This window comes from Brevibacterium sp. HMSC22B09 (assembly GCF_001806795.1).
In the GTDB taxonomy this organism is placed as follows: Bacteria; Actinomycetota; Actinomycetes; order Actinomycetales; family Brevibacteriaceae; genus Brevibacterium; species Brevibacterium ravenspurgense.
The window spans coordinates 31,723-50,400 of the sequence record NZ_KV786004.1; the positions used below are offsets into that span (position 1 = coordinate 31,723).

The following is an 18,678-nucleotide window of genomic DNA, read 5'->3' on the forward strand; positions in this document are numbered from 1 at the left end:
AGATCCCCGGTGAACGTGAAATGAAGTTCTCCTGGAAATTTCTGCCAGTATCGGCGTTATGCTTTGGGAAGTTCGAATGATCAGTGAAGATCATGCTCGATTGCACCTGAACGAACAAAAACAAAAGGAAACCGCATGAGCGAGAACCCCTCCGGGCATAACGGCTCGAACCCGCAGAACAGCCCCTACGGCAACAATTACGACCCTTCGGGAAACAGCTCCGGAAGCTACGGTCAGGGCAATTATGGCCAGGGAAACTACGGCCAGGGTGACTACGGGAGCCAATACTCACAGGCTGACTTTGGCAGCAACTATGGCCAGGATGGTCAGCAGCCTGTCGGCAGCCAGGGCGGCTACGCCGATTACCAGCAGCCTGTCGGCAGCCAGGGTGATTACGGGAGCCAGTACTCGCAGGCTGACTTCGGCAGCAACTATGGCCAGGACGCTCAGCAGCCTGTTGGCAGCCAGGGCGGCTACGCCGACTACCAGCAAGACCCGCAGGCGTACGGCGGCAGTGACCTCTACGGGGCAGGCGGTCCCGGGGGCCCGGGTGGTCCATCGAGCACTGAAAAGAACAGTCTGGGCGTTATTTCACTGGTTTCCGGCATCGTTGGTTTTTTCATCTGGCTCGCCGGAATCGTTGCGATCATTACGGGCTTTATGAGCCTCAAGGCCGTCAAAAACGGTCAGGCCAACAACAAGGGCGTTGGCCTGACCGGTCTTATCCTGGGCTTCTTCACGACCGTGGTTGGCTTGATCGTCACTGTGATCGCCGTGATCGTCTTCGTTCTGGGCGTTGGTGCTGCCAGTAAGGCGCCCGCTCCGGCCGATCCCGGCAGCGGCACTGAAGCCCCGGCAGAACCAGAAGGCGACGGTGACCCGGGCGAATCCGGCGACAAGGGCGAAGCTGCGGGCGACGGTGCTGCTGAAGGAGGCGACATCAACGCCGGATCTGACAAAGCCACGTTGATCGGAACGTACGAAGGCATTGAGGTCCGTGCGTACATTACAAGCGGCAAACCTGATGAGTACTCGATTCCCAGCGCATTTGCCGGCCGTGAGGTTCTTGTCATCAAGTACTTCCTGAAGAACACGAGTGACAAGGACGCTCAGATTGGCTCCGCTCGAATCAACTGCATTGCCAACGGTCAGGACTGTTCTAAGAATGTGCACGGCAAGATCGGCGACAGGAATCTTGACGTCCCGACCCTCGACCTGGGCGCCAAACCCATCAAAGCCGGTAAAGAACACGAGTTCCTTACGGCGCAGGCAATCGAATACGATCGCGCTGGAGACGCCGAGATCTCGATTTCGATCATGAACAAGGACTGGAGTGACGAAGAGGAATTCAAGATCAAGTGACCCTGCTTGAAACAGGCTGGTGAATGCGGGGTGGGAACAGGCGGTTCCCACCCCGCACAGTCTTTAAGTTGGCTGGTCACCAGATCCGGGCTCGTTCCCGTAAGAGCCAGCAGTTCCTGACTGCTGAATCGGACGTACGACCACACCTGCCAGCGGGTACAGTAGAAACGCTGAAACGACCACGTAAAAGGAGAAGCCGTGTCTGACACGCTGACCGTCGCCGGAGAAGAGATTCCCTACACCGAAGGGATGACGAGCACAGAGCTCTTTGCATCCGATCCGACGACAGTGGCCGTCTGGATCAACGGCGCTTCCTGCGACCTTCACCGCGAGCTGCAGCCCGGCGATGTCGTCGAGCCCATCAGCATCAGCAGTGAAGAGGGCCTCAACATTCTTCGCCACTCCACGGCGCACGTTGTCGCACAGGCCGTACAGGAACTGTTTCCGGGAACCAAGCTCGGCATCGGCCCCTACATCACTGACGGCTTCTACTACGACTTCCAGGTTGAAGAGCCGTTCACACCGCAGGACCTCAAAGCCATTGAGAAGCGCTGCCAGCGGATCGTGAAAGAAGGCCAGACCTTCCACCGCACCGAAGTCAGCGACGACGAAGCTCGCACCCGCCTGGCCGACGAGCCCTTCAAACTCGAGCTCGTCGAAGACAAGGGCAAGGGTGCCGAAGGCGCCAGCGTCGAAGTCGGCGGCGACCAGCTGACCATCTACGAAAACCGCAACCGCAAGGGCGACATCGTGTGGGAAGACCTCTGCCGAGGACCCCACCTGCCGTCTACCAAGCTCATCGGCAACGGCTTTGCCGTCACCAAATCCTCCGCCGCGTACTGGCGCGGAGACCAAGCCAACGCCAGCCTGCAGCGCGTCTACGGAACCGCGTGGCCATCGAAGGACGAACTGCGCGCCTACCAGGAGCGCATCGCAGAGGCCGAGCGCCGTGACCACCGCAAGCTCGGTGCGGAACTCGACCTGTTCTCCTTCCCCGACGAACTCGGTTCGGGCCTTCCCGTATTCCACCCCAAGGGCGGCGTCATCAAACGCGTCATGGAGGACTACGTCCGCCAGCGCCACATTGAAGAGGGCTTTGAGTACGTGGGCACCCCGCACATCTCCAAGGAGACCCTGTACTACACCTCGGGCCACCTGCCGTACTACGGCGAGAACATGTTCCCGCCCTTCACCGTCGACAAGCACGTCGACGAAGACGGCACCGTCACCCACGAGGGCACGGACTACCGGCTGAAGGCAATGAACTGCCCGATGCACAACCTCATCTACCGTTCCCGTGGCCGTTCCTACCGAGACCTCCCGCTGCGACTGTTTGAATTCGGCACCGTGTACCGCGACGAACCGTCCGGTGTTATCCACGGCCTGACGCGCGTGCGCGGCTTCGCACAGGACGATTCGCACTCCTACGTGGCAGAAGAAGATGCGGCAGCGGAAATCAAGCACCTGCTGGACTTCATGCTGTCGCTGCTGCGTGATTTCGGCCTGGACGACTTCTACCTCGAACTGTCCACCCGCGAAGTCGACGGTGCTAAGAAGGACAAGTTCATCGGCTCCGACGAACAGTGGGAAATCGCCACGAACACCCTGCGCGAAGTTGCCGAAGCCACGGGCCTTGAGCTCGTACCGGACCCGGGTGGTGCAGCCTTCTACGGTCCGAAGATCTCGGTGCAGGCGCGCGATGCCATCGGCCGCACCTGGCAGATGTCGACGGTGCAGATGGACTTCAACCAGCCGGAGCGCTTCGACCTTGAATACAGCGCTTCGGACGGCACCCGCCGTCGCCCCGTCATGATCCACTCGGCCAAGTTCGGCTCGATTGAGCGTTTCATCGGTGTGCTCACCGAGCACTACGCCGGTGCGTTCCCCGTGTGGCTCTCACCGGTCCAGGCCACGCTGGTTCCGGTGGCCGACGAGTTCGACGACTACTGCCACGACATCGCCCAGAAGCTCAAGGCCAGGGGAGTGCGCGTGGAGGTCGACACCTCCGACGACCGCTTCCCCAAGAAGATCCGCAACGCATCGAAGTCCAAGGTGCCCTACACGCTCATCGCAGGCGGCGAAGACCGTGACGCAGGCGCTGTATCCTTCCGCTTCCGCGACGGCAGCCAGGACAACGGCGTGCCGATCGACGAAGCCGTCGAACGGATCGTCAAGGCGATTGAGGAACGGGCACAGGTCTGATGGCGGGAATCCCCGAACCGGAAGCAGCCGCCGGGTTTCCCGGCGAACCCGACGGACTGCAGCGACTGTGGACACCCCATCGCTTCGTGTATGTCGGCGGGGAGGACAAGCCCGCCGACTCCACCGAACAGTCCTGCCCGTTCTGCTCGGCACCTGAGCGCAGCGACGAAGACGGGCTCATCGTTGCCCGCGGCGAGCACGCATTCGTCATCCTCAACCTGTACCCGTACAACCCGGGCCACGTGCTCGTCTGCCCGTACCGCCACGTGGCCGACTACACCGACCTGACGGCCGAGGAGACCGTTGAAATCGCCCAGATGTCGCAGAAGATGATGCGTGTCATTCGGGCGGTGTCTTCGCCTCACGGCTTCAACTTGGGCATGAACCAGGGAGCCGTCGCGGGAGCGGGAATTGCCGCTCACCTGCACCAGCACATTGTGCCCCGGTGGGGAGGGGACGCGAACTTCTTCCCGATCATCGCCGAAACCAAGGCTCTGCCGCTGGTCCACGGGCAGGTGCAGAAGCTCTACAGCGAAGAATGGAACCGACAGGAACCGCACGACGGCGATGCTGACCTCTAAGCTCCGCGGTGCGGCCGAGGTCTGTACGCGTCCCGTTGCGGCCGTGCTGGGCAGGCTGGGGCTGACACCGAACGCGATCACGGTCATCGGCACCGTCGGCACCGTCCTATCAGCCGCTGTCCTGTACCCGCTCCAGCACTACTTCTGGGGCACGCTTGCTGTGACGATCTTCGTCCTGTTCGACATGCTCGATGGGACGCTCGCCCGCCTACGCGGCACCACCAGCAGGTGGGGAGCTTTTCTGGACTCGACACTCGATCGGGTTGCCGACGGTGCGGTGTTCGGCAGTCTTGCCGCCGCCGCTTTTCTCACCGACCGGCCGGTCACGGGTGGGCTGGCTCTGTTTGCCCTGGTCTTCGCCTTCACCGTGTCCTACACCCGCGCCCGAGGTGAAGCTGTCGGCGGGGACGGTTCGGGTGGTCTGATGGAGCGCACGGAGCGTTTGGTCGTGGTGCTGGTGGCCGCTGGTTGTGTCGGCCTCGGTGCGCCGTATAGTCTGCTCACTATTGCTCTTGCACTGGTTGCCGCCGGTGCCCTTGTGACTGTTTTTCAGAGAATGCGCTCAGTGTTCCTGAGCGTTAAATCGGAGGACGCGCTATGAAGGTTCGCTCGGCTGCCCGCGTGGTGCTTCTCAATGCCGAAGACCAAGTCTTCATGCTCCAGTGCCGCGACCTGGGCGATGATACGCGACGCTACTGGTTCACCGTCGGCGGCGGAGCCGAACTGGGGGAGACCTCGAAGCAGACCGCAGCGCGTGAACTTGCCGAAGAGACCGGTATTGAGTGCGACCCCTCCGAGCTTCTGGGCCCGCTGGCCACGCGCCGGGTCTCCATCCAGTTCTCCACCGGTGTCCTGGTGCAGGACGAGGTGTATTTCGGCATGCGCTGCACGGAAGACATCGATCTTGACGAGGCCATGTGGAGTGACAAAGAGAAAGCCGCTATCACCGGTTCGCGCTGGTGGTCCAAAGAGGAAGTCGAGAGCTCTTCCGAGGTGATCTACCCTCCTGAGCTGCCCCTCCTCATCGACCTTGTCAGCACGGGTGCCGAGCCCGTGTCGCCGCTCGCCCTGGGCGTTCCCAGCGGCGTGGAGTAGACGGCTGGACGCGTAAGTCCGTCAGTGGTCTTACAATGTAGGCCGGACATCAATCGAACGCGAGGAGAGAATTCGTGGCAGGTCACTCAAAATGGGCGACAACCAAACACAAAAAGGCCGCTATCGACGCAAAGCGCGGCAAACTCTTCGCGAAGTTGGTCAAGAACATCGAAGTAGCCGCCCGTGCCGGCGGCCCCGATGTTGAAGGTAACCCCACCCTCTTCGATGCCATCCAGAAGGCCAAGAAGAATTCTGTACCCGCCGATAACATCGATCGCGCAGTCAAGCGCGGCGGCGGTCTTGACGGCGACGGTGTGGAGTATTTCCCCATCACCTACGAAGCCTACGGCCCCGGCGGTGTTGGCCTGCTCATCGAATGTCTGACCGACAACAAGAACCGCGCGGCTTCTGAGGTCCGCGTGGCAGTCAGCCGCAACAACGGCAACCTGGCCGATCCCGGTTCGGTTGCGTTCAACTTCGCACGCAAGGGCGTCGTCGTGGTCAAGCAGTCCGCTGCTGACGACATGGCGATTCTCGAGGCCACCATGGACGCAGGTGCCGAAGAGGTCAAGGACCAGGGCGAAACTTGGGAAGTCATTTCGGAGGCCACCGACCTCGTGCCCGTCCGCACTGCCCTGCAGGAAGCCGGCATTGACTACGACAGCGCCGACCTGGCCTTCGTGCCGAACGTTGAAGTTCCGCTCTCGGTTGAAGATGCGCGCAAGCTCGCCACGCTCGTTGACGCGATTGAAGACCTTGACGACGTGCAGAACATCTACGACAACGCAGACATCTCGGACGAAGTAGCGGCTGCTCTGGCCGAAGACTGACATGCGTGTTCTCGGCGTCGACCCGGGGCTGACCCGATGCGGTATCGGGGTGATCGATTCCGGTCGCGCCTCACGGCCGTCGCTTGTAGCCGTCGACGTCATCCGCACTGATGCCTACGGGGCATCAGACGTCCGTCTGGGCCTCATTGCGGATGCATTCGACCGTTTCCTCGACGACTGCCGACCGGACGTCGTTGCCATCGAACGCCCATTCGCGCGTTCGGATGTTTCGACGATCATGGGCACCGCGCAGGCCTCAGGGCTGACGATGGGTCTTGCGGCCAGGCGCGGAATCCCCGTGGCCATGCACACGCCGTCGGAAATCAAGAAGGCCGTCTCCGGCAACGGTCGGGCCGACAAGAAGCAGGTGACAAACATGGTCACCCGCATCCTGCGCCTTGACGAACCTCCCAAACCCGCTGATGCGGCAGACGCCCTGGCAGTTGCCATATGCCACCTGTGGCGCGGTGCAGTGGGGGCCCAGTCGACTCCCGGTTCGACGAAGGACGTTTTGGCCCGCCGCGCTCAAGGTCTGCAGGGTTCCGGCATGACAAAGGCGCAGGAACAGTGGGCCGCGGCGATTCGGACCGCAAAATCACGCTGATGAAGTGGCATACTGTTTTCGTACGCCTGTTCTAAAAATCTGAGGGTTTTCTTTGATCAGCTTTATCCAGGGGAGCGTTGAGTCGATCCACGCTGACTCCATTGTCATTCTGACCCACGGCATCGGCCGCAAGGTCTTTGTCAGCCCGTCGCTTCTGAGCAGTGTTCGACACGGGCAGGACGTCGGGATCCACACGGAGCTGGTGGTTCGCGAAGACGCACTCACCCTGTTCGGCTTTTCTTCCCGCGATGAACGGGACACCTTTGTCGCCCTGCAGTCAGCTTCGGGCGTTGGACCCAAGCTCGCGATGGCGGTCCTGGCAGTGCTCACCCCGGGCGAACTTGCCGCCGCTGTAGAAAACGGAGACACCAAGGCGCTCACTCGGGTTCCCGGCGTTGGGCCCAAGGTTGCGGGTCGCTTGGTGCTGGAACTGTCCGGAAAGATCACAGCCGCGCCCACGGGGGCAGAAACTGCTCCCCAGGCTGCGGGCAAAAAGGGAATCATCGCCGAAGTCGTGCAGGCACTCATCGGCCTGGGCTGGAAAGAAGCCAACGTACAGCCGGTTGTGGAAGCTGCGGCTGAAGATGACGCCAACAGCGAGGTCAGCAGTCTGCTCAAGGCCAGCCTGCGCGAACTCGGGAAGAAACGATGAGCGACAGCTACGAAATCGACTTCGGTGCAGACGAACCGACACCAGCTGAACTTGAACGGCTTATGAGTGCTGGTGCGGGTTCGGATGAACGCGCTGCCGAAGCGGCTCTGCGCCCGAAAGGCCTGGATGACTTCACAGGCCAGCCGCAGGTTCGCGAACAGCTCTCGCTCGTACTCGATGCCGCGCGAGCCCGGGGCAAGGCACCCGACCACGTGCTGTTGTCCGGCCCTCCGGGACTGGGCAAAACGACCTTGGCGATGATCATCGCCCACGAAATGAACTCGCAGATCCGCATCACCTCGGGTCCGGCCGTCCAGCACGCGGGAGATCTCGCTGCGATTCTGTCTTCCCTGGAAGAGGGCGAAGTCCTCTTCATTGACGAAGTCCACCGCATGGCCCGCGCCGCAGAGGAAATGCTCTACGTGGCCATGGAGGATTTCCGAGTCGACGTCATCGTGGGCAAAGGCCCCGGCGCCACAGCGATTCCCCTTGACCTGCCGCCCTTCACCATGGTGGGTGCAACCACGCGCAGCGGTCTGCTTCCAGCACCCCTGCGCGACAGGTTCGGATTTACGGGGCACCTCGACTTCTATTCGCCAGAAGACCTGCTGATCGTGCTGCGCAGATCAGCGCGGATGCTCGGCATAGAAGCTGATTCTGACGGTCTGGCCGAAATCGCCGGCCGATCCCGCGGCACACCGCGCATTGCCAACCGCCTGCTGCGCCGCGTACGCGACTGGGCGCAGGTGCGCGGCAGCGGAATCATCGACCGCCACGCGGCCCAGGCCGCGCTGGAAGTCTACGAAGTCGACAGTCGAGGACTCGACCGGCTGGACCGCGCAGTGCTCGACACCCTGTGCCGTCGTTTCGGCGGGGGACCGGTGGGTCTGCAGACGCTTGCGGTTTCCGTCGGCGAAGAGTCCGAAACGGTTGAAGAGGTCGCCGAACCCTTCCTCGTACGCGAAGGACTGCTTTCTCGCACGCCCCGGGGCCGGATCGCAACCGCGGAAGGCTGGGAGCACATCGGTTTGACACCGCCTGAAGGCGCTCTTTCCCAGATGTTCTGACCGGGTCTGCCGCCGGTCACACTCGCCGACGGTTTTCGCAGTGATTGACGACAACGGTAGAATGTCCGAGGTTTGTTCTGACCCCACACGCGAAAGAGGTTTCCGGTGAACCCCAATCTCCTCATCATGCTCGCCCTCGGCGCGCTGCTCATCTTCATGATGGTCAGCTCCCGCCGCAAGCAGAAAGCCCGCCAGGAGCAGATCTCGCGCGGCCTTGTGCCTGGAGCGCGCGTTATGACCGGTGCGGGCATCTTCGGCACCGTCGTCTCGGTTGACGAAGAAACCAACCAGGTGACGATCGAATCCGGTCCCGGAACCCAGCTCATCGTCCACCGTCAGGCCATCGGCCAGATCGAAGTCGATGAACCAGCCGCACCGGCTGCATCGGCCGAGCCCAGCACCAACCAGGGTCCCATCCAGCGTGACGATGCCGACGAAACCCCGCTGAACAACTCCGAACCCAGCATCACCGACGCCGAACTCGACGCCCACAACGAAGCCAAGCGCGCCAAGGGCGACGACGTCGACGACTCTGACGACGCTAAGTAACACCAACCAGAAAGCAGACCGTGTCCGCTTCAGATAAAAAAGCTCGCCCGGGACGCAGCTTCGCAGTGCTGGGAATCTTCTCCGCACTGCTTGCTGGTCTTGTAGCCCTGGGAGTTGTGTTCTCCTCGGCAACCTGGGCCCCGAAGCTCGCCCTCGACCTCGAAGGCGGCACCTCGATCATCCTGGAACCCCAGATCGAAGATCAGCAGATCACCAAGGAACAGCTGGAACAGGCTGTTGAGATCATCCGTCAGCGCGTCGACTCCACGGGTGTGTCGGAAGCTGAGATCTCCACGCAGGGCGACCGCAACATCGTTGTGAACCTGCCCGGCAACCCCGACGAGAAGACCCGCAACCTGGTCCGCTCCTCGGCTCAGCTGTCCTTCCGCCGTGTGGCCTTCGTCGGCCCGCCCGAATCCGCTGCAGCACAGGAAGAGCAGCAGAAGGAACAAGAGGACGCAAACAAGAAGAAGTCCGAGGGCCTGTCTGACGAAGACAAGAAGCGGATCGAGGACCTCATCGGTGACCAGGAGGGCGAACAGGAAGACGGCGACGCTCCCCAGGGAGGCGGAACTGCTTCTGCTCCCGCCGACGGCGAAGACGCAAAGAAGCCAGCTGAAGGTGAAACCCCTGCCGCGCCCAAGGACGGCAAAGAAGATGCGGATAAGCACCCCCGCTTCGACCCGATGACCGACACCAGCTGGCAGTCGCAGAAGGTCATGAAGGAATTCACCGAACTCGACTGCACCGACCCCGCCAACCGCACGGGCGGAAAGCAGACGCCGGCAGATGAAGTCGTCGTCGAATGTGCGCAGGACGGTTCGGCGAAGTTCGTGCTCGGCCCGGTTGAGCTTTCCGGTGAGCACGTCAAGGACGCCTCCTACGGTTTTGAAACCTCGTCATCGGGCCAGCAGACCAACCGTCTGGCCGTGACGATGGAATTCGATGAGGTCGGCCGCAAGGTGTTCGGCGAAATCACGCAGACCATCACCGGCCAGCAGCAGCCGTACAACCAGTTCGCAATCGAACTTGACGGACTCGTGCTGTCCGCCCCGGCCTCGCAGTCAGCCGTGACCGACGGCCGCGCGCAGATCACCGGCAGCTTCTCCGAAGAAGAAGCGCAGACGCTGTCCAACCAGCTGAAGAACGGTGCTTTGCCGATCTCCTTCCAGGTGCAGTCCGAAGAGCAGATTTCGCCCACCCTCGGTGCTGACTACCTGCAGAAGGGCCTCATCGCCGGTGCTATCGGCCTGCTGCTCGTGGTTCTGTACTCGGTGCTGCAGTACCGTGCGCTGTCAACCGTGACGATCGCCAGCCTCGTGGCGGCGGGTATTCTCACCTACCTCCTGCTGCTGTTTGCGTCCTGGCGGTACGGGTACCGTCTGTCGCTGGCAGGTCTGGCCGGAATCATCATCGGCATCGGCATGACGGCCGACTCGTTCATCGTGTACTTCGAGCGCATCCGAGACGAAATTCGCGACGGCCGTCGTCTGACGTCCGCGGTGGAAGTCGGCTGGGTGCGCGCACGCCAGACGATCTACGCCTCAAAGGCAGTCAACATGCTGGCGGCTGTCATCCTGTACATCCTTGCTGTCGGCTCGGTGCGAGGCTTCGCCTTCACCCTTGGTCTGACTGTGATCGTCGATGTCGTCATCGTCGTGTTCTTCACCCACCCGATGCTGCAGTTGCTGGCCCGCACGAAGTTCTTCGGCGAAGGCCACCCGATGTCCGGTATGGACCCCCGTCAGTTGGGTGTCAAGCCTGCCGCCTACCGCGGCGCCATGGGGCTTGACCTCGAAAAGGCGAAGCAGAAGACCACCGGCCGCTCCGCTGAGGAAGCCGAGAGGCGCGAAAGTGCGCGCAAGCGCAGGGAACGCGACACATCGTCATCGCTTGCCGCACGCAAAGCAGCAGCCGCCGCCGAAGAAGCAGGGGAAGACTGATGAAGAAGTTTTTTGATTTCGGCAACAAGCTGCATTCGGGCGAAGTTTCGATCCCGTTTGTGCGCAAGCGCAAGCTGTGGCTGGGACTTGCCGCGCTGCTCACCGTCCTGTCGCTCATGGTGCCCGTTGTCCGCGGCATGGCGGGTGCGGAGCCGTTCAACCTCGGGATTGCCTTCACCGGCGGTTCGGAATTCCAGGTCGACCACGTTGACTCGTCAGCCGAAGCGCAGGCCAACAAGGCCGTGACCGACGCCGTGCCCGGTGCTGAACCGCGCACTGTGCCGACCTCGAACGACTCGCTCAAAATCGAGACGCGTCAGCTCAATGACGATGAAATGCAGAAAGTGCGCGATTCGCTCATTGAGTCCTTCGAAGTCAGCGCGGAGAACGTGACATCGAACTTCGTGGGCCCGCTGTGGGGACAGAACATCACCAAGAAGATGACGCTCGCACTGGTCATCTACGTGGGTCTGGCGCTCATCATCATGGCGCTGTACTTCCGCACGTTCAAAATGTCGCTGGCAGCGATCGTCGGTCTGTTCTTCGTCATGGTGCTCACCACGGGCATCTACGCGGCAACCGGCTTTGAGATCACGCCCGAGGCGATCATCGGCTTCCTCACGGTTCTTTCGTTTTCGCTGTACGACACCGTGGTGGTGTTCGACAAGATCCGCGAGACCACAAAGGGCTTTGAGGACAACCGCAAACAGACGTTCTCGTCGCTGGTAGAGCTCGGTGTTAACCAGACGACCGTCCGTTCGATCAACACGACAGCCATCGGCGCCCTGCCGATCGGTGCGATTCTGTTCATCGGCGTGTTCCTGCTGGGCGCGGGAACTCTCACCGACATCGCGCTGTCGCTGTTCGTCGGAACGATCGTCGCCACGGTCTCCACGCTGTTCGTCGCTTCGCCCCTGTACGCAGTTCTGCGCGGCACAGAGGAAAAGGTGCGCGAGCAGGAGCGTCTGGTCCGCGAGACCGCGAAGCCTTCCGCCGAAAAGGAGCCGGTCGCATCGTGACCCCGTGACGGCACGGTCCGTGTTCTGATCCCGAAGGTGCTTCCCCACGCGTACAATGGGGAAGCACCTTCGGCGTTTCAGAGGGGAAGATGACTCAACAGCCACACTCAGGTTCCGGTCGACGCGGACTCAGCCGTCGCTTTGCTTTTTGGACGGCGCGCGCGCAGAACAGCCCACAGACGCCGAAAGTCCTGGCCCCGCTGCTGCAGATCGTCAAAGAAAACCATCCGAAGCTCGACACGGATGTGATCCTCCGGGCGTACCGTTTGGCTGACAAAGCCCACAAGGGGCAGATGCGCCGAAGCGGCGACCCCTACATCACGCACCCCGTAGCAGTGGCGACGATCCTTGCAGAGATCGGTATGCCGCCCATTACGCTCGCTGCAGCGCTGCTGCACGATGTCGTGGAAGACACCGACTATTCGCTTGACTATGTGCGCGAAGAATTCGGCGACGAAATCGCCGTCATGGTCGACGGCGTCACGAAGCTCGACAAGATCGAGTACGGGCAGGCCACCCAGGCCGAAACGGTGCGCAAAATGGTCATCGCCATGTCGCGCGATATCCGGGTGCTCGTCATCAAACTTGCCGACCGACTGCACAACGCGCGCACGTGGAAGTACGTTTCCCCTGAATCCTCATCGCGCAAGGCGCGTGAAACCCTTGACATCTACGCACCCTTGGCTCACCGCCTGGGTATGAACACCATCAAGTGGGAGCTTGAGGACCTGTCCTTCCAGGTGCTCTACCCCAAGGTGTATTCCGAGGTTGTGCGCCTGGTGGCCGAACGCACTCCCGAACGCGACAAATACTTGGGCATCGTAGCGAAGGAACTCGGCGCGGAACTTGCTGAAGCGCACATTGACGCCGACATCACCGGCAGGCCCAAGCACTACTACTCGATCTACCAGAAGATGGTCGTCCGCGGCCACGACTTCGAAGACATCTACGACCTTGTGGGTGTCCGCGTCCTGGTGGAGACCGTCCGCGAATGCTACGCGGTCCTCGGCCTTGTCCACTCGCACTGGAGTCCGGTTGCCGGCCGCTTCAAGGACTACATCGCGATGCCGAAGTTCAACATGTACCAAAGCCTGCACACGACTGTGATCGGTCCGTACGGCAAGCCTGTTGAAATTCAGATCCGCACCCGCGAAATGCACCGCAGGGCCGAATTCGGTGTTGCAGCCCACTGGAAGTACAAGAACCGGGGCGGCACTGCAGCGACTCTCGGAGCCGCCGGAGCCCGGACTGCGAAAGTCGGCGACGGCGGTGAAGTCGACCAGGTGGCGTGGCTGCGTCAGCTGATGGACTGGCAGAAGGACGTCCAGGACCCTGATGAATTCCTCGACAGCCTGCGCTACCAGGTCAATGCGCAGGACGTCTACGCCTTCACTCCGAAGGGCGACATCATTTCGCTGCCGTCCGGTGCGACACCGGTCGACTTCGCCTACACCGTCCACACCGAGGTGGGGCACAAGACAATCGGCGCCCGCGTCAACGGACGACTGCTGCCGCTGGACACCGCGCTGAAGAACGGCGACGTTGTTGAGATCCTCACCTCGAAGGACGAAAACGCAGGCCCCAGCCGCGATTGGCTGACCTTCGTCGCTTCGGCGCGTGCACGCAACAAGATCCGCCAGTGGTTCTCCAAGGAACGCCGGGAAGAGGCAATTGAAACCGGCCGCGAACAGCTGGCCCGGGCCATGCGCCGACACCACCTGTCTGCCGAAAGACTCATGAGCGGCGAAGCGCTCGAAGCCGTCACCACGGGGCAGCACTTTGACGATGTTTCCGCCCTCTACGCGGCTATCGGCAACGGCACGATCTCTGCTGCTCACGTGGTTGATCTGCTGGCTCGGGAAGTCGAAAACGATACCGAAGACGTTGAAGAGACCTCACCCGTCCCGCCCTCGAACGCCTCCGGGCGTTCCCGCGGACACCATTCCTCGACCTCGGGTGTGCGGGTCAAGGGTGTCGACGACATCCTCATCAAGCTGGCTCGCTGCTGCACTCCCGTTCCCGGTGACGACATCATCGGCTGGGTGACCCGCGGTGACGGAGTATCGGTGCACAGGACGGACTGCCGCAACGTCGCTCAGCTGAAAGCCTCGCCCGAACGCATCATCGACGTCGAGTGGGTTGACGATGCTCGCGGCGTCTACCTGGTGCAGATCCAGGTCGAAGCGCTTGACCGGGCGGGTCTGCTGTCCGACATCACCAAGGTGCTCACCGACAACCACGTCAACATCCTGTCCGCCACGATCGCCACGTCGAAGGCACGCGTTGCACAGTCGCGCTTCGTCTTCGAAATGGGGGACTCGGGCCACCTCGAAACGGTTCTCAACGCCGTGCGCAAGGTCGACGGCGTTTTCGACGTCTACCGCATCACCGGCTAGCCGCCGGGAAAACCGCCTTCCGCCAGAGCCTGTTCGGGTCACAGACCCGCGTGCGAGGCGGGGTCAACTGAACGCAGCAGCCTGCGGATTTCGACAACCCCGGGACGGCGAAAGGACTCTTCCGCCAGCGCCGCCAAAGCTCTGCGCTGCTGCGGGGCCGTAGGGGCGAGCACCGAACGAGCGGCTCGTTTACGCTGTGTGAAATCCTCGATTGGCAGAATGCAGTCGACGACTATGTCGAACAGCGTTTTGAGCGGTTCCGTCACACGGCAGTCGCCAAACTCCCGGTACTCATCACCGCCTAAGCTCCGTTCCCACACAGCGGTGCCTTCGGGTACGCGACGCACACGGCGTCTGACCAAAGTTGTGACGTCCAGCAGTGCGGGAGCCTGTGCGCTGCCCCACCACACCCAGTGCGCAGCCGCGTGGGAGAAGGCCGTCCCGTGAATCGGCGGGGCGCCGAGAGCGGCTGCGCGCAGCTTGGGCGTCAGCACCGCACCCGCGCGTATCCAAGAGGTCTCCGTCAGCTGTACCAGCAGGCCGTCGCGTCTGAGCGCATACAGCTGGAGTGCGCTCAGTGGCTTTCCTGTGCGAATGATCGTGTCCATGCATCCACTTTCCGCGGTGGATCCCGGTGAAACAAGAGGCCCCCGAAAGCTGTGGATAACTTTCGGGGGCCTGCTTCGGCTGAACGTACGGTCAGCGGATGTCAGCTGAAATCAGCGGCTGTGCGGCGCAGCTGTTCGAGCCACTGTTCCTTGGTTGCGAGCTCGTCACGCAGCTTGGCTGCCGCTGCTGAATCACCGTCAGCTTCGGCCTTGTCTGCTTTTTCCTTCAGCTGGGCAGTCTGCTGTTCCAGCTGTGCGAGCATGCCGGAGGCACGGTCCTGCTTGTCGGGGTCGGTGCGCTTCCATTCGGCCTGTTCGGCGTCTTCGATTGCGCGTTCGACTTCGCGCAGTCCGTTTTCCATGCGGCTGATGTCAGCACGGGGGACCGGACCGGCTTCTTCCCACTTGTCCTGGATGGTGCGCAGCTGCTGTTTGGCCTTCTTGTGGTCCTCAATCGGCAGAAGCGCCTTGGCCTGGGCCAGCAGCTCTTCCTTGACTTCGAGGTTGCCTCGGTACTCTTCGTCGCGTTCGGCCTGGTCGGCGCTGCGAGCTCCGAAGAATTTGTCCTGTGCGGAGCGGAAGCGCTCCCACAGTTTGTCGTCGTCCCCCCGCTGAGCGCGCGGCGAGGCCTTCCACCGGCTCATGAGTTCGCGGAAGCGGCTGCTGGTTTCGCGCCATGCGGTCGAATCGGCAAGCTGTTCGGCTTCTTCGACGATCTTCTCTTTGATCTTCTTGCCTTCGGCGCTGCGCTTGTCGAGTTCGGCGAAGAACTCGCGGCGCATCTTTTCAAAGGATCCGCGGGCCTTTTTGAATCGCTCCCACAGTTCGGTGTCCTGGGCGCGGGGAATGCGGGGGAAGCTCTTCTGGATGTCCTTCCATTCGTCGAAGAGCTCGTTCATCTTCGCCGAGGTGTTCTTCCAGTGGATGCTGCCGGGAGCCTGGGCGATGAGCTCTTCTGCCCGCTCAATGACCGTCATGCGCTTCTGCACGCCTTCTTCACGCGCCTTTTCGTGGTCTGCAGCCTGCTCTTTCGCGGCTTCCTTCGCACGCTTTTCGAGCTTGTCGAGGCGCTCCTTCAGGCCTTCGACATCGCCGACCACACGAGCTTCGTCAAGGTCGGTCCGCGCTTTTTCGACCGAGCGGATGATGTCATCGGCCTTTGTGCCGGCGGCCAGGCGCTCCTCCAGCAGGTCAACGGCCGATGCGTGCTCGAGGAAGCGGCGCGCGTAGAACTCAAGCGCCTGCTCTTTCGAGGCCGACGGGTATTGGCCGACAACAACCTCGCCTTTCGAGGTGGTCAGATACACATTGCCTTCGTCGTCTGCGCGTCCACAGTTCATGGCCGCAATAAGCGCCTCTGAGCTGGGCTGAGCGGGTGCTGCTGCGGCGGCTGGGCGAGGAGCCGGCTTGGGGACGGGGCGCGGCTTGGGAGCGGGTGAGTCGGTCATCGTCTGCCTTCGGTTTTGTCTGCAATACGGCGCCCGCGGGCGCGAAACACTGCCAGCATAGCGATTCTTCGGCTTTTCTGTGCGGTTGTTGTGGACTGTTCGGCTGCTCGGACAGGGATTTGCTCTGCCCGGTCACCCCGGCAGGCGCTTTCATACGAGCTCCAGCACTGGTGTCGGACCCGCTGTGCGGCCTGTCTTCAGTTGTCATTAGACTGTCGCCTATGCGCATCCTCAATTCAGAAGCCCCTTTTCTGGGCGTCAACTGCTACGCGGTGGCTGCGGACAGCGGCAGCGACTGCGTGCTCGTCGACGCCGGATACGGCAACACGGATGCTCTTGCCGCTGGACTGCAGCAACACGGCCTGACTCCCGTCGCTGTTCTGCTGACCCACGGTCACGTCGACCACGTGCTGGGTCTGCCCGACTACATACAGCACTGGGACGTTCCCGTGTGGCTGCACGAAGCCGATGTCTACCGGCTCGATGACCCCGCCGCGACCATGTCGGCACAGTTCCAGCCCATGCTCGCCGATGTTCTGCAGGGGTGGGCACCACCGAAGCCCGAATCCTTTGCTGACGGCCATGAGTGGGATCTTGCCTGCCTGCAGATCTCTGCTCATCATCTTCCCGGTCATACGGAGGGCTCAACGGTCTTCTCCGTCACAGACGGTTCCGACAGGGTGTACTTCAGCGGTGATGTCCTGTTTGCCGGTTCCATCGGCCGGACGGACCTACCTGGGGGAGACCACGCCGCCATGCAGGAGTCCCTGGCTGCACTGCGGACATTCGCGGCAGCGCCCGTGTACCCGGGCCACGGCCCCGGCACAGAACTTTCCCACGAAGTCGCCACCAACCCCTTTCTTGTCGGCTGAGTCCGGCCTATCGTTTCCGAACTACGGATTTTTCAAGGAGCACTGTCATGTCCAAAGCCGCAAAGCTGTCGGGTTTCCCCGAATGGCTTCCGCAGGACCGGATCATCGAGGAGCGCGTCCTCGATCTGCTCAAGCACACCTTTGAACTCAACGGCTTCGCTGCGGTCAACGTGCGCGCTGTCGAACCGCTTTCGATCCTCGCCAAAGACGGTGAGATCGACAAAGAGATCTTCACCCTCGGGAGGCTTCACTCGGAGGGCAAAGAGCGCAACCCGCTGGGCCTGCACTTCGACCTGACCGTGCCGACCGCACGCTACGTGCTGGAGAACGCCGGTCACCTGAACTTCCCGTTCAAGCGCTACTCGATTCAGCCGGTGTGGCGCGGTGAGCGCCCGCAGGACGGTCGCTTCCGCGAATTCATTCAGGCGGACATCGACGTCATCGGCGATGAGGTCCTCGCCGACCACTTCGAAGTCGAAATCCCGCTGGTCATGGTGCAGGCGTTCGACGCTCTGCGTGAACTCGGTGTGCCCGAGGCCGGCATTGTTGCCAACAACCGCAAACTCCTCGAGGGCTTTGCCCGCGGACTGGGGCTGGATGACGTCACCTCGGTTCTGCGCGCCATCGACAAGCTCGACAAAATCGGCCCGGAAAAGGTCGAAGAGCTGCTGATCGAAACTGCCGGCGCCGACCAGACACAGGCCAAGCAGTGCCTGCGCCTGGCAGAAATCGAATCGGGAACTTCGGCATTTGCCGAAGACGTCGTCGCCCTCGGTGTTGAGCACCCGCTGCTTAACGAAGGAATCGCGACTCTCGTCGCGCTTCTCGATTCGGCCAACCGTCTGCACCCGGGCGCAGTCAAAGCCCAGCTGAAGATCGCCCGCGGCCTCGACTACTACACCGGAACCGTGTACGAAACCTTCCTCAAAGGCCACGAATCCCTGGGCTCGGTTGCCTCCGGCGGCCGCTACGACGCACTGGCCAAAACCGATAAGAAGGTCTACCCCGGCGTGGGCATGTCGCTCGGGGTCTCCCGCCTCATGTCACGCCTTGTCGGAGTCAACCGGGCGCTTACAGCCACCCGCGGTGTGCCGACCGCAGTGCTTGTCGCCGTGACGGCAGAAGACCAGCGGCCAGAAGCTGATCAGATCGCCACGGCGCTGCGCCGGCGGGGCATTCCCGTCGACGTTTCCCCATCCGCGGACAAGTTCGGCAAGCAGATCCGGTTTGCAGAACGCCGGGGCATTCCCTTCGTGTGGTTTCCAACGGCCGAAACCGGCAGCGAAGTCAAAGACATTCGGACCGGCGAACAGGTTTCAGCCGACCCGGACCTGTGGGCACCGCCGGAAGAGGACATCTGGCCCCGCGTGCTCCGCGTCGACGCCGAATGAACCCCGCCGCGATGGCTAAACTGAACACAGACACCCTCGAAACAACCTCCAAGGAGACC

At 62.0% G+C, this 18,678-nt stretch carries 17 protein-coding genes; 15 read left to right on the top strand and 2 right to left on the bottom strand.

The features are described 5' to 3' along the window. Positions 1-135: 135 nt before the first annotated feature. The 13 genes from HMPREF3087_RS02425 (at position 136) to HMPREF3087_RS02485 (ending at position 14,300) form a co-directional block, all read left to right on the top strand. Positions 136-1,362, top strand: coding sequence for a DUF4190 domain-containing protein (locus HMPREF3087_RS02425; RefSeq protein ID WP_070427927.1), 1,227 nt, complete (start codon positions 136-138; stop codon positions 1,360-1,362). Positions 1,363-1,611: 249 nt separating this feature from the next. Next, positions 1,612-3,564: a threonine--tRNA ligase gene (gene thrS, locus HMPREF3087_RS02430; protein ID WP_370919314.1), complete on the top strand. Its 1,953-nt coding sequence runs from the start codon at positions 1,612-1,614 to the stop codon at positions 3,562-3,564. Further along, the gene (locus tag HMPREF3087_RS02435; protein ID WP_070427929.1) at positions 3,564-4,145 is read left to right on the top strand and encodes an HIT family protein; all 582 of its coding nucleotides are present in this window, start codon (positions 3,564-3,566) and stop codon (positions 4,143-4,145) included. Before thrS ends, HMPREF3087_RS02435 begins: the two co-directional genes overlap by 1 nt. Further along, positions 4,132-4,746, top strand: a complete 615-nt coding sequence (pgsA, locus tag HMPREF3087_RS02440) for a phosphatidylinositol phosphate synthase (RefSeq protein ID WP_070428031.1) — start codon at positions 4,132-4,134, stop codon at positions 4,744-4,746. Before HMPREF3087_RS02435 ends, pgsA begins: the two co-directional genes overlap by 14 nt. After that, positions 4,743-5,240 carry an NUDIX hydrolase gene (locus HMPREF3087_RS02445; RefSeq protein ID WP_070427930.1) on the top strand — a complete coding sequence of 166 codons (498 nt, stop codon included), beginning with the start codon at positions 4,743-4,745 and terminating at the stop codon, positions 5,238-5,240. Before pgsA ends, HMPREF3087_RS02445 begins: the two co-directional genes overlap by 4 nt. A gap of 74 nt (positions 5,241-5,314) precedes the next feature. Then, a complete protein-coding gene (locus HMPREF3087_RS02450; RefSeq protein WP_070427931.1) occupies positions 5,315-6,070 on the top strand; it encodes a YebC/PmpR family DNA-binding transcriptional regulator in 756 nt (251 codons plus the stop codon). Position 6,071: 1 nt separating this feature from the next. Further along, complete coding sequence (gene ruvC, locus HMPREF3087_RS02455; protein ID WP_019175146.1) at positions 6,072-6,674, top strand: crossover junction endodeoxyribonuclease RuvC; 603 nt, start codon at positions 6,072-6,074, stop codon at positions 6,672-6,674. A gap of 52 nt (positions 6,675-6,726) precedes the next feature. Continuing rightward, entirely contained in the window at positions 6,727-7,326 is a 600-nt protein-coding gene (gene ruvA / locus HMPREF3087_RS02460) for a Holliday junction branch migration protein RuvA (RefSeq protein ID WP_070427932.1), read from the top strand. Further along, a complete protein-coding gene (gene ruvB / locus HMPREF3087_RS02465; protein WP_070427933.1) occupies positions 7,323-8,393 on the top strand; it encodes a Holliday junction branch migration DNA helicase RuvB in 1,071 nt (356 codons plus the stop codon). Before ruvA ends, ruvB begins: the two co-directional genes overlap by 4 nt. A gap of 105 nt (positions 8,394-8,498) precedes the next feature. After that, positions 8,499-8,942: a preprotein translocase subunit YajC gene (gene yajC / locus HMPREF3087_RS02470; protein ID WP_070427934.1), complete on the top strand. Its 444-nt coding sequence runs from the start codon at positions 8,499-8,501 to the stop codon at positions 8,940-8,942. 20 nt (positions 8,943-8,962) lie between these two features. Next, positions 8,963-10,885, top strand: a complete 1,923-nt coding sequence (gene secD, locus HMPREF3087_RS02475; RefSeq protein ID WP_070427935.1) for a protein translocase subunit SecD — start codon at positions 8,963-8,965, stop codon at positions 10,883-10,885. Further along, positions 10,885-11,904, top strand: a complete 1,020-nt coding sequence (gene secF, locus HMPREF3087_RS02480; protein WP_062021092.1) for a protein translocase subunit SecF — start codon at positions 10,885-10,887, stop codon at positions 11,902-11,904. The genes secD and secF overlap by 1 nt, the downstream gene beginning before the upstream one ends. A gap of 89 nt (positions 11,905-11,993) precedes the next feature. Then, positions 11,994-14,300 carry a RelA/SpoT family protein gene (locus HMPREF3087_RS02485; RefSeq protein WP_062021095.1) on the top strand — a complete coding sequence of 769 codons (2,307 nt, stop codon included), beginning with the start codon at positions 11,994-11,996 and terminating at the stop codon, positions 14,298-14,300. 38 nt (positions 14,301-14,338) lie between these two features. On the opposite strand, the gene HMPREF3087_RS02490 is transcribed toward HMPREF3087_RS02485, so the two are convergent. Further along, the gene (locus HMPREF3087_RS02490; RefSeq protein WP_070427936.1) at positions 14,339-14,908 is read right to left on the bottom strand and encodes a hypothetical protein; all 570 of its coding nucleotides are present in this window, start codon (positions 14,906-14,908) and stop codon (positions 14,339-14,341) included. Between the two features lie 101 nt (positions 14,909-15,009). Beyond that, complete coding sequence (locus HMPREF3087_RS02495) at positions 15,010-16,356, bottom strand: DUF349 domain-containing protein (protein WP_070427937.1); 1,347 nt, start codon at positions 16,354-16,356, stop codon at positions 15,010-15,012. 221 nt (positions 16,357-16,577) lie between these two features. Here HMPREF3087_RS02495 and HMPREF3087_RS02500 point away from each other — a divergent pair, with 221 nt between their 5' ends. Together HMPREF3087_RS02500 and hisS are read left to right on the top strand one after the other, a co-directional pair. Continuing rightward, positions 16,578-17,228 carry an MBL fold metallo-hydrolase gene (locus HMPREF3087_RS02500; protein WP_070427938.1) on the top strand — a complete coding sequence of 217 codons (651 nt, stop codon included), beginning with the start codon at positions 16,578-16,580 and terminating at the stop codon, positions 17,226-17,228. Between the two features lie 47 nt (positions 17,229-17,275). Further along, positions 17,276-18,619 (top strand): histidine--tRNA ligase, encoded by a 1,344-nt coding sequence (gene hisS, locus HMPREF3087_RS02505; protein WP_070427939.1) that lies wholly within the window; start codon positions 17,276-17,278, stop codon positions 18,617-18,619. The last annotated feature ends 59 nt before the right edge of the window (positions 18,620-18,678 follow it).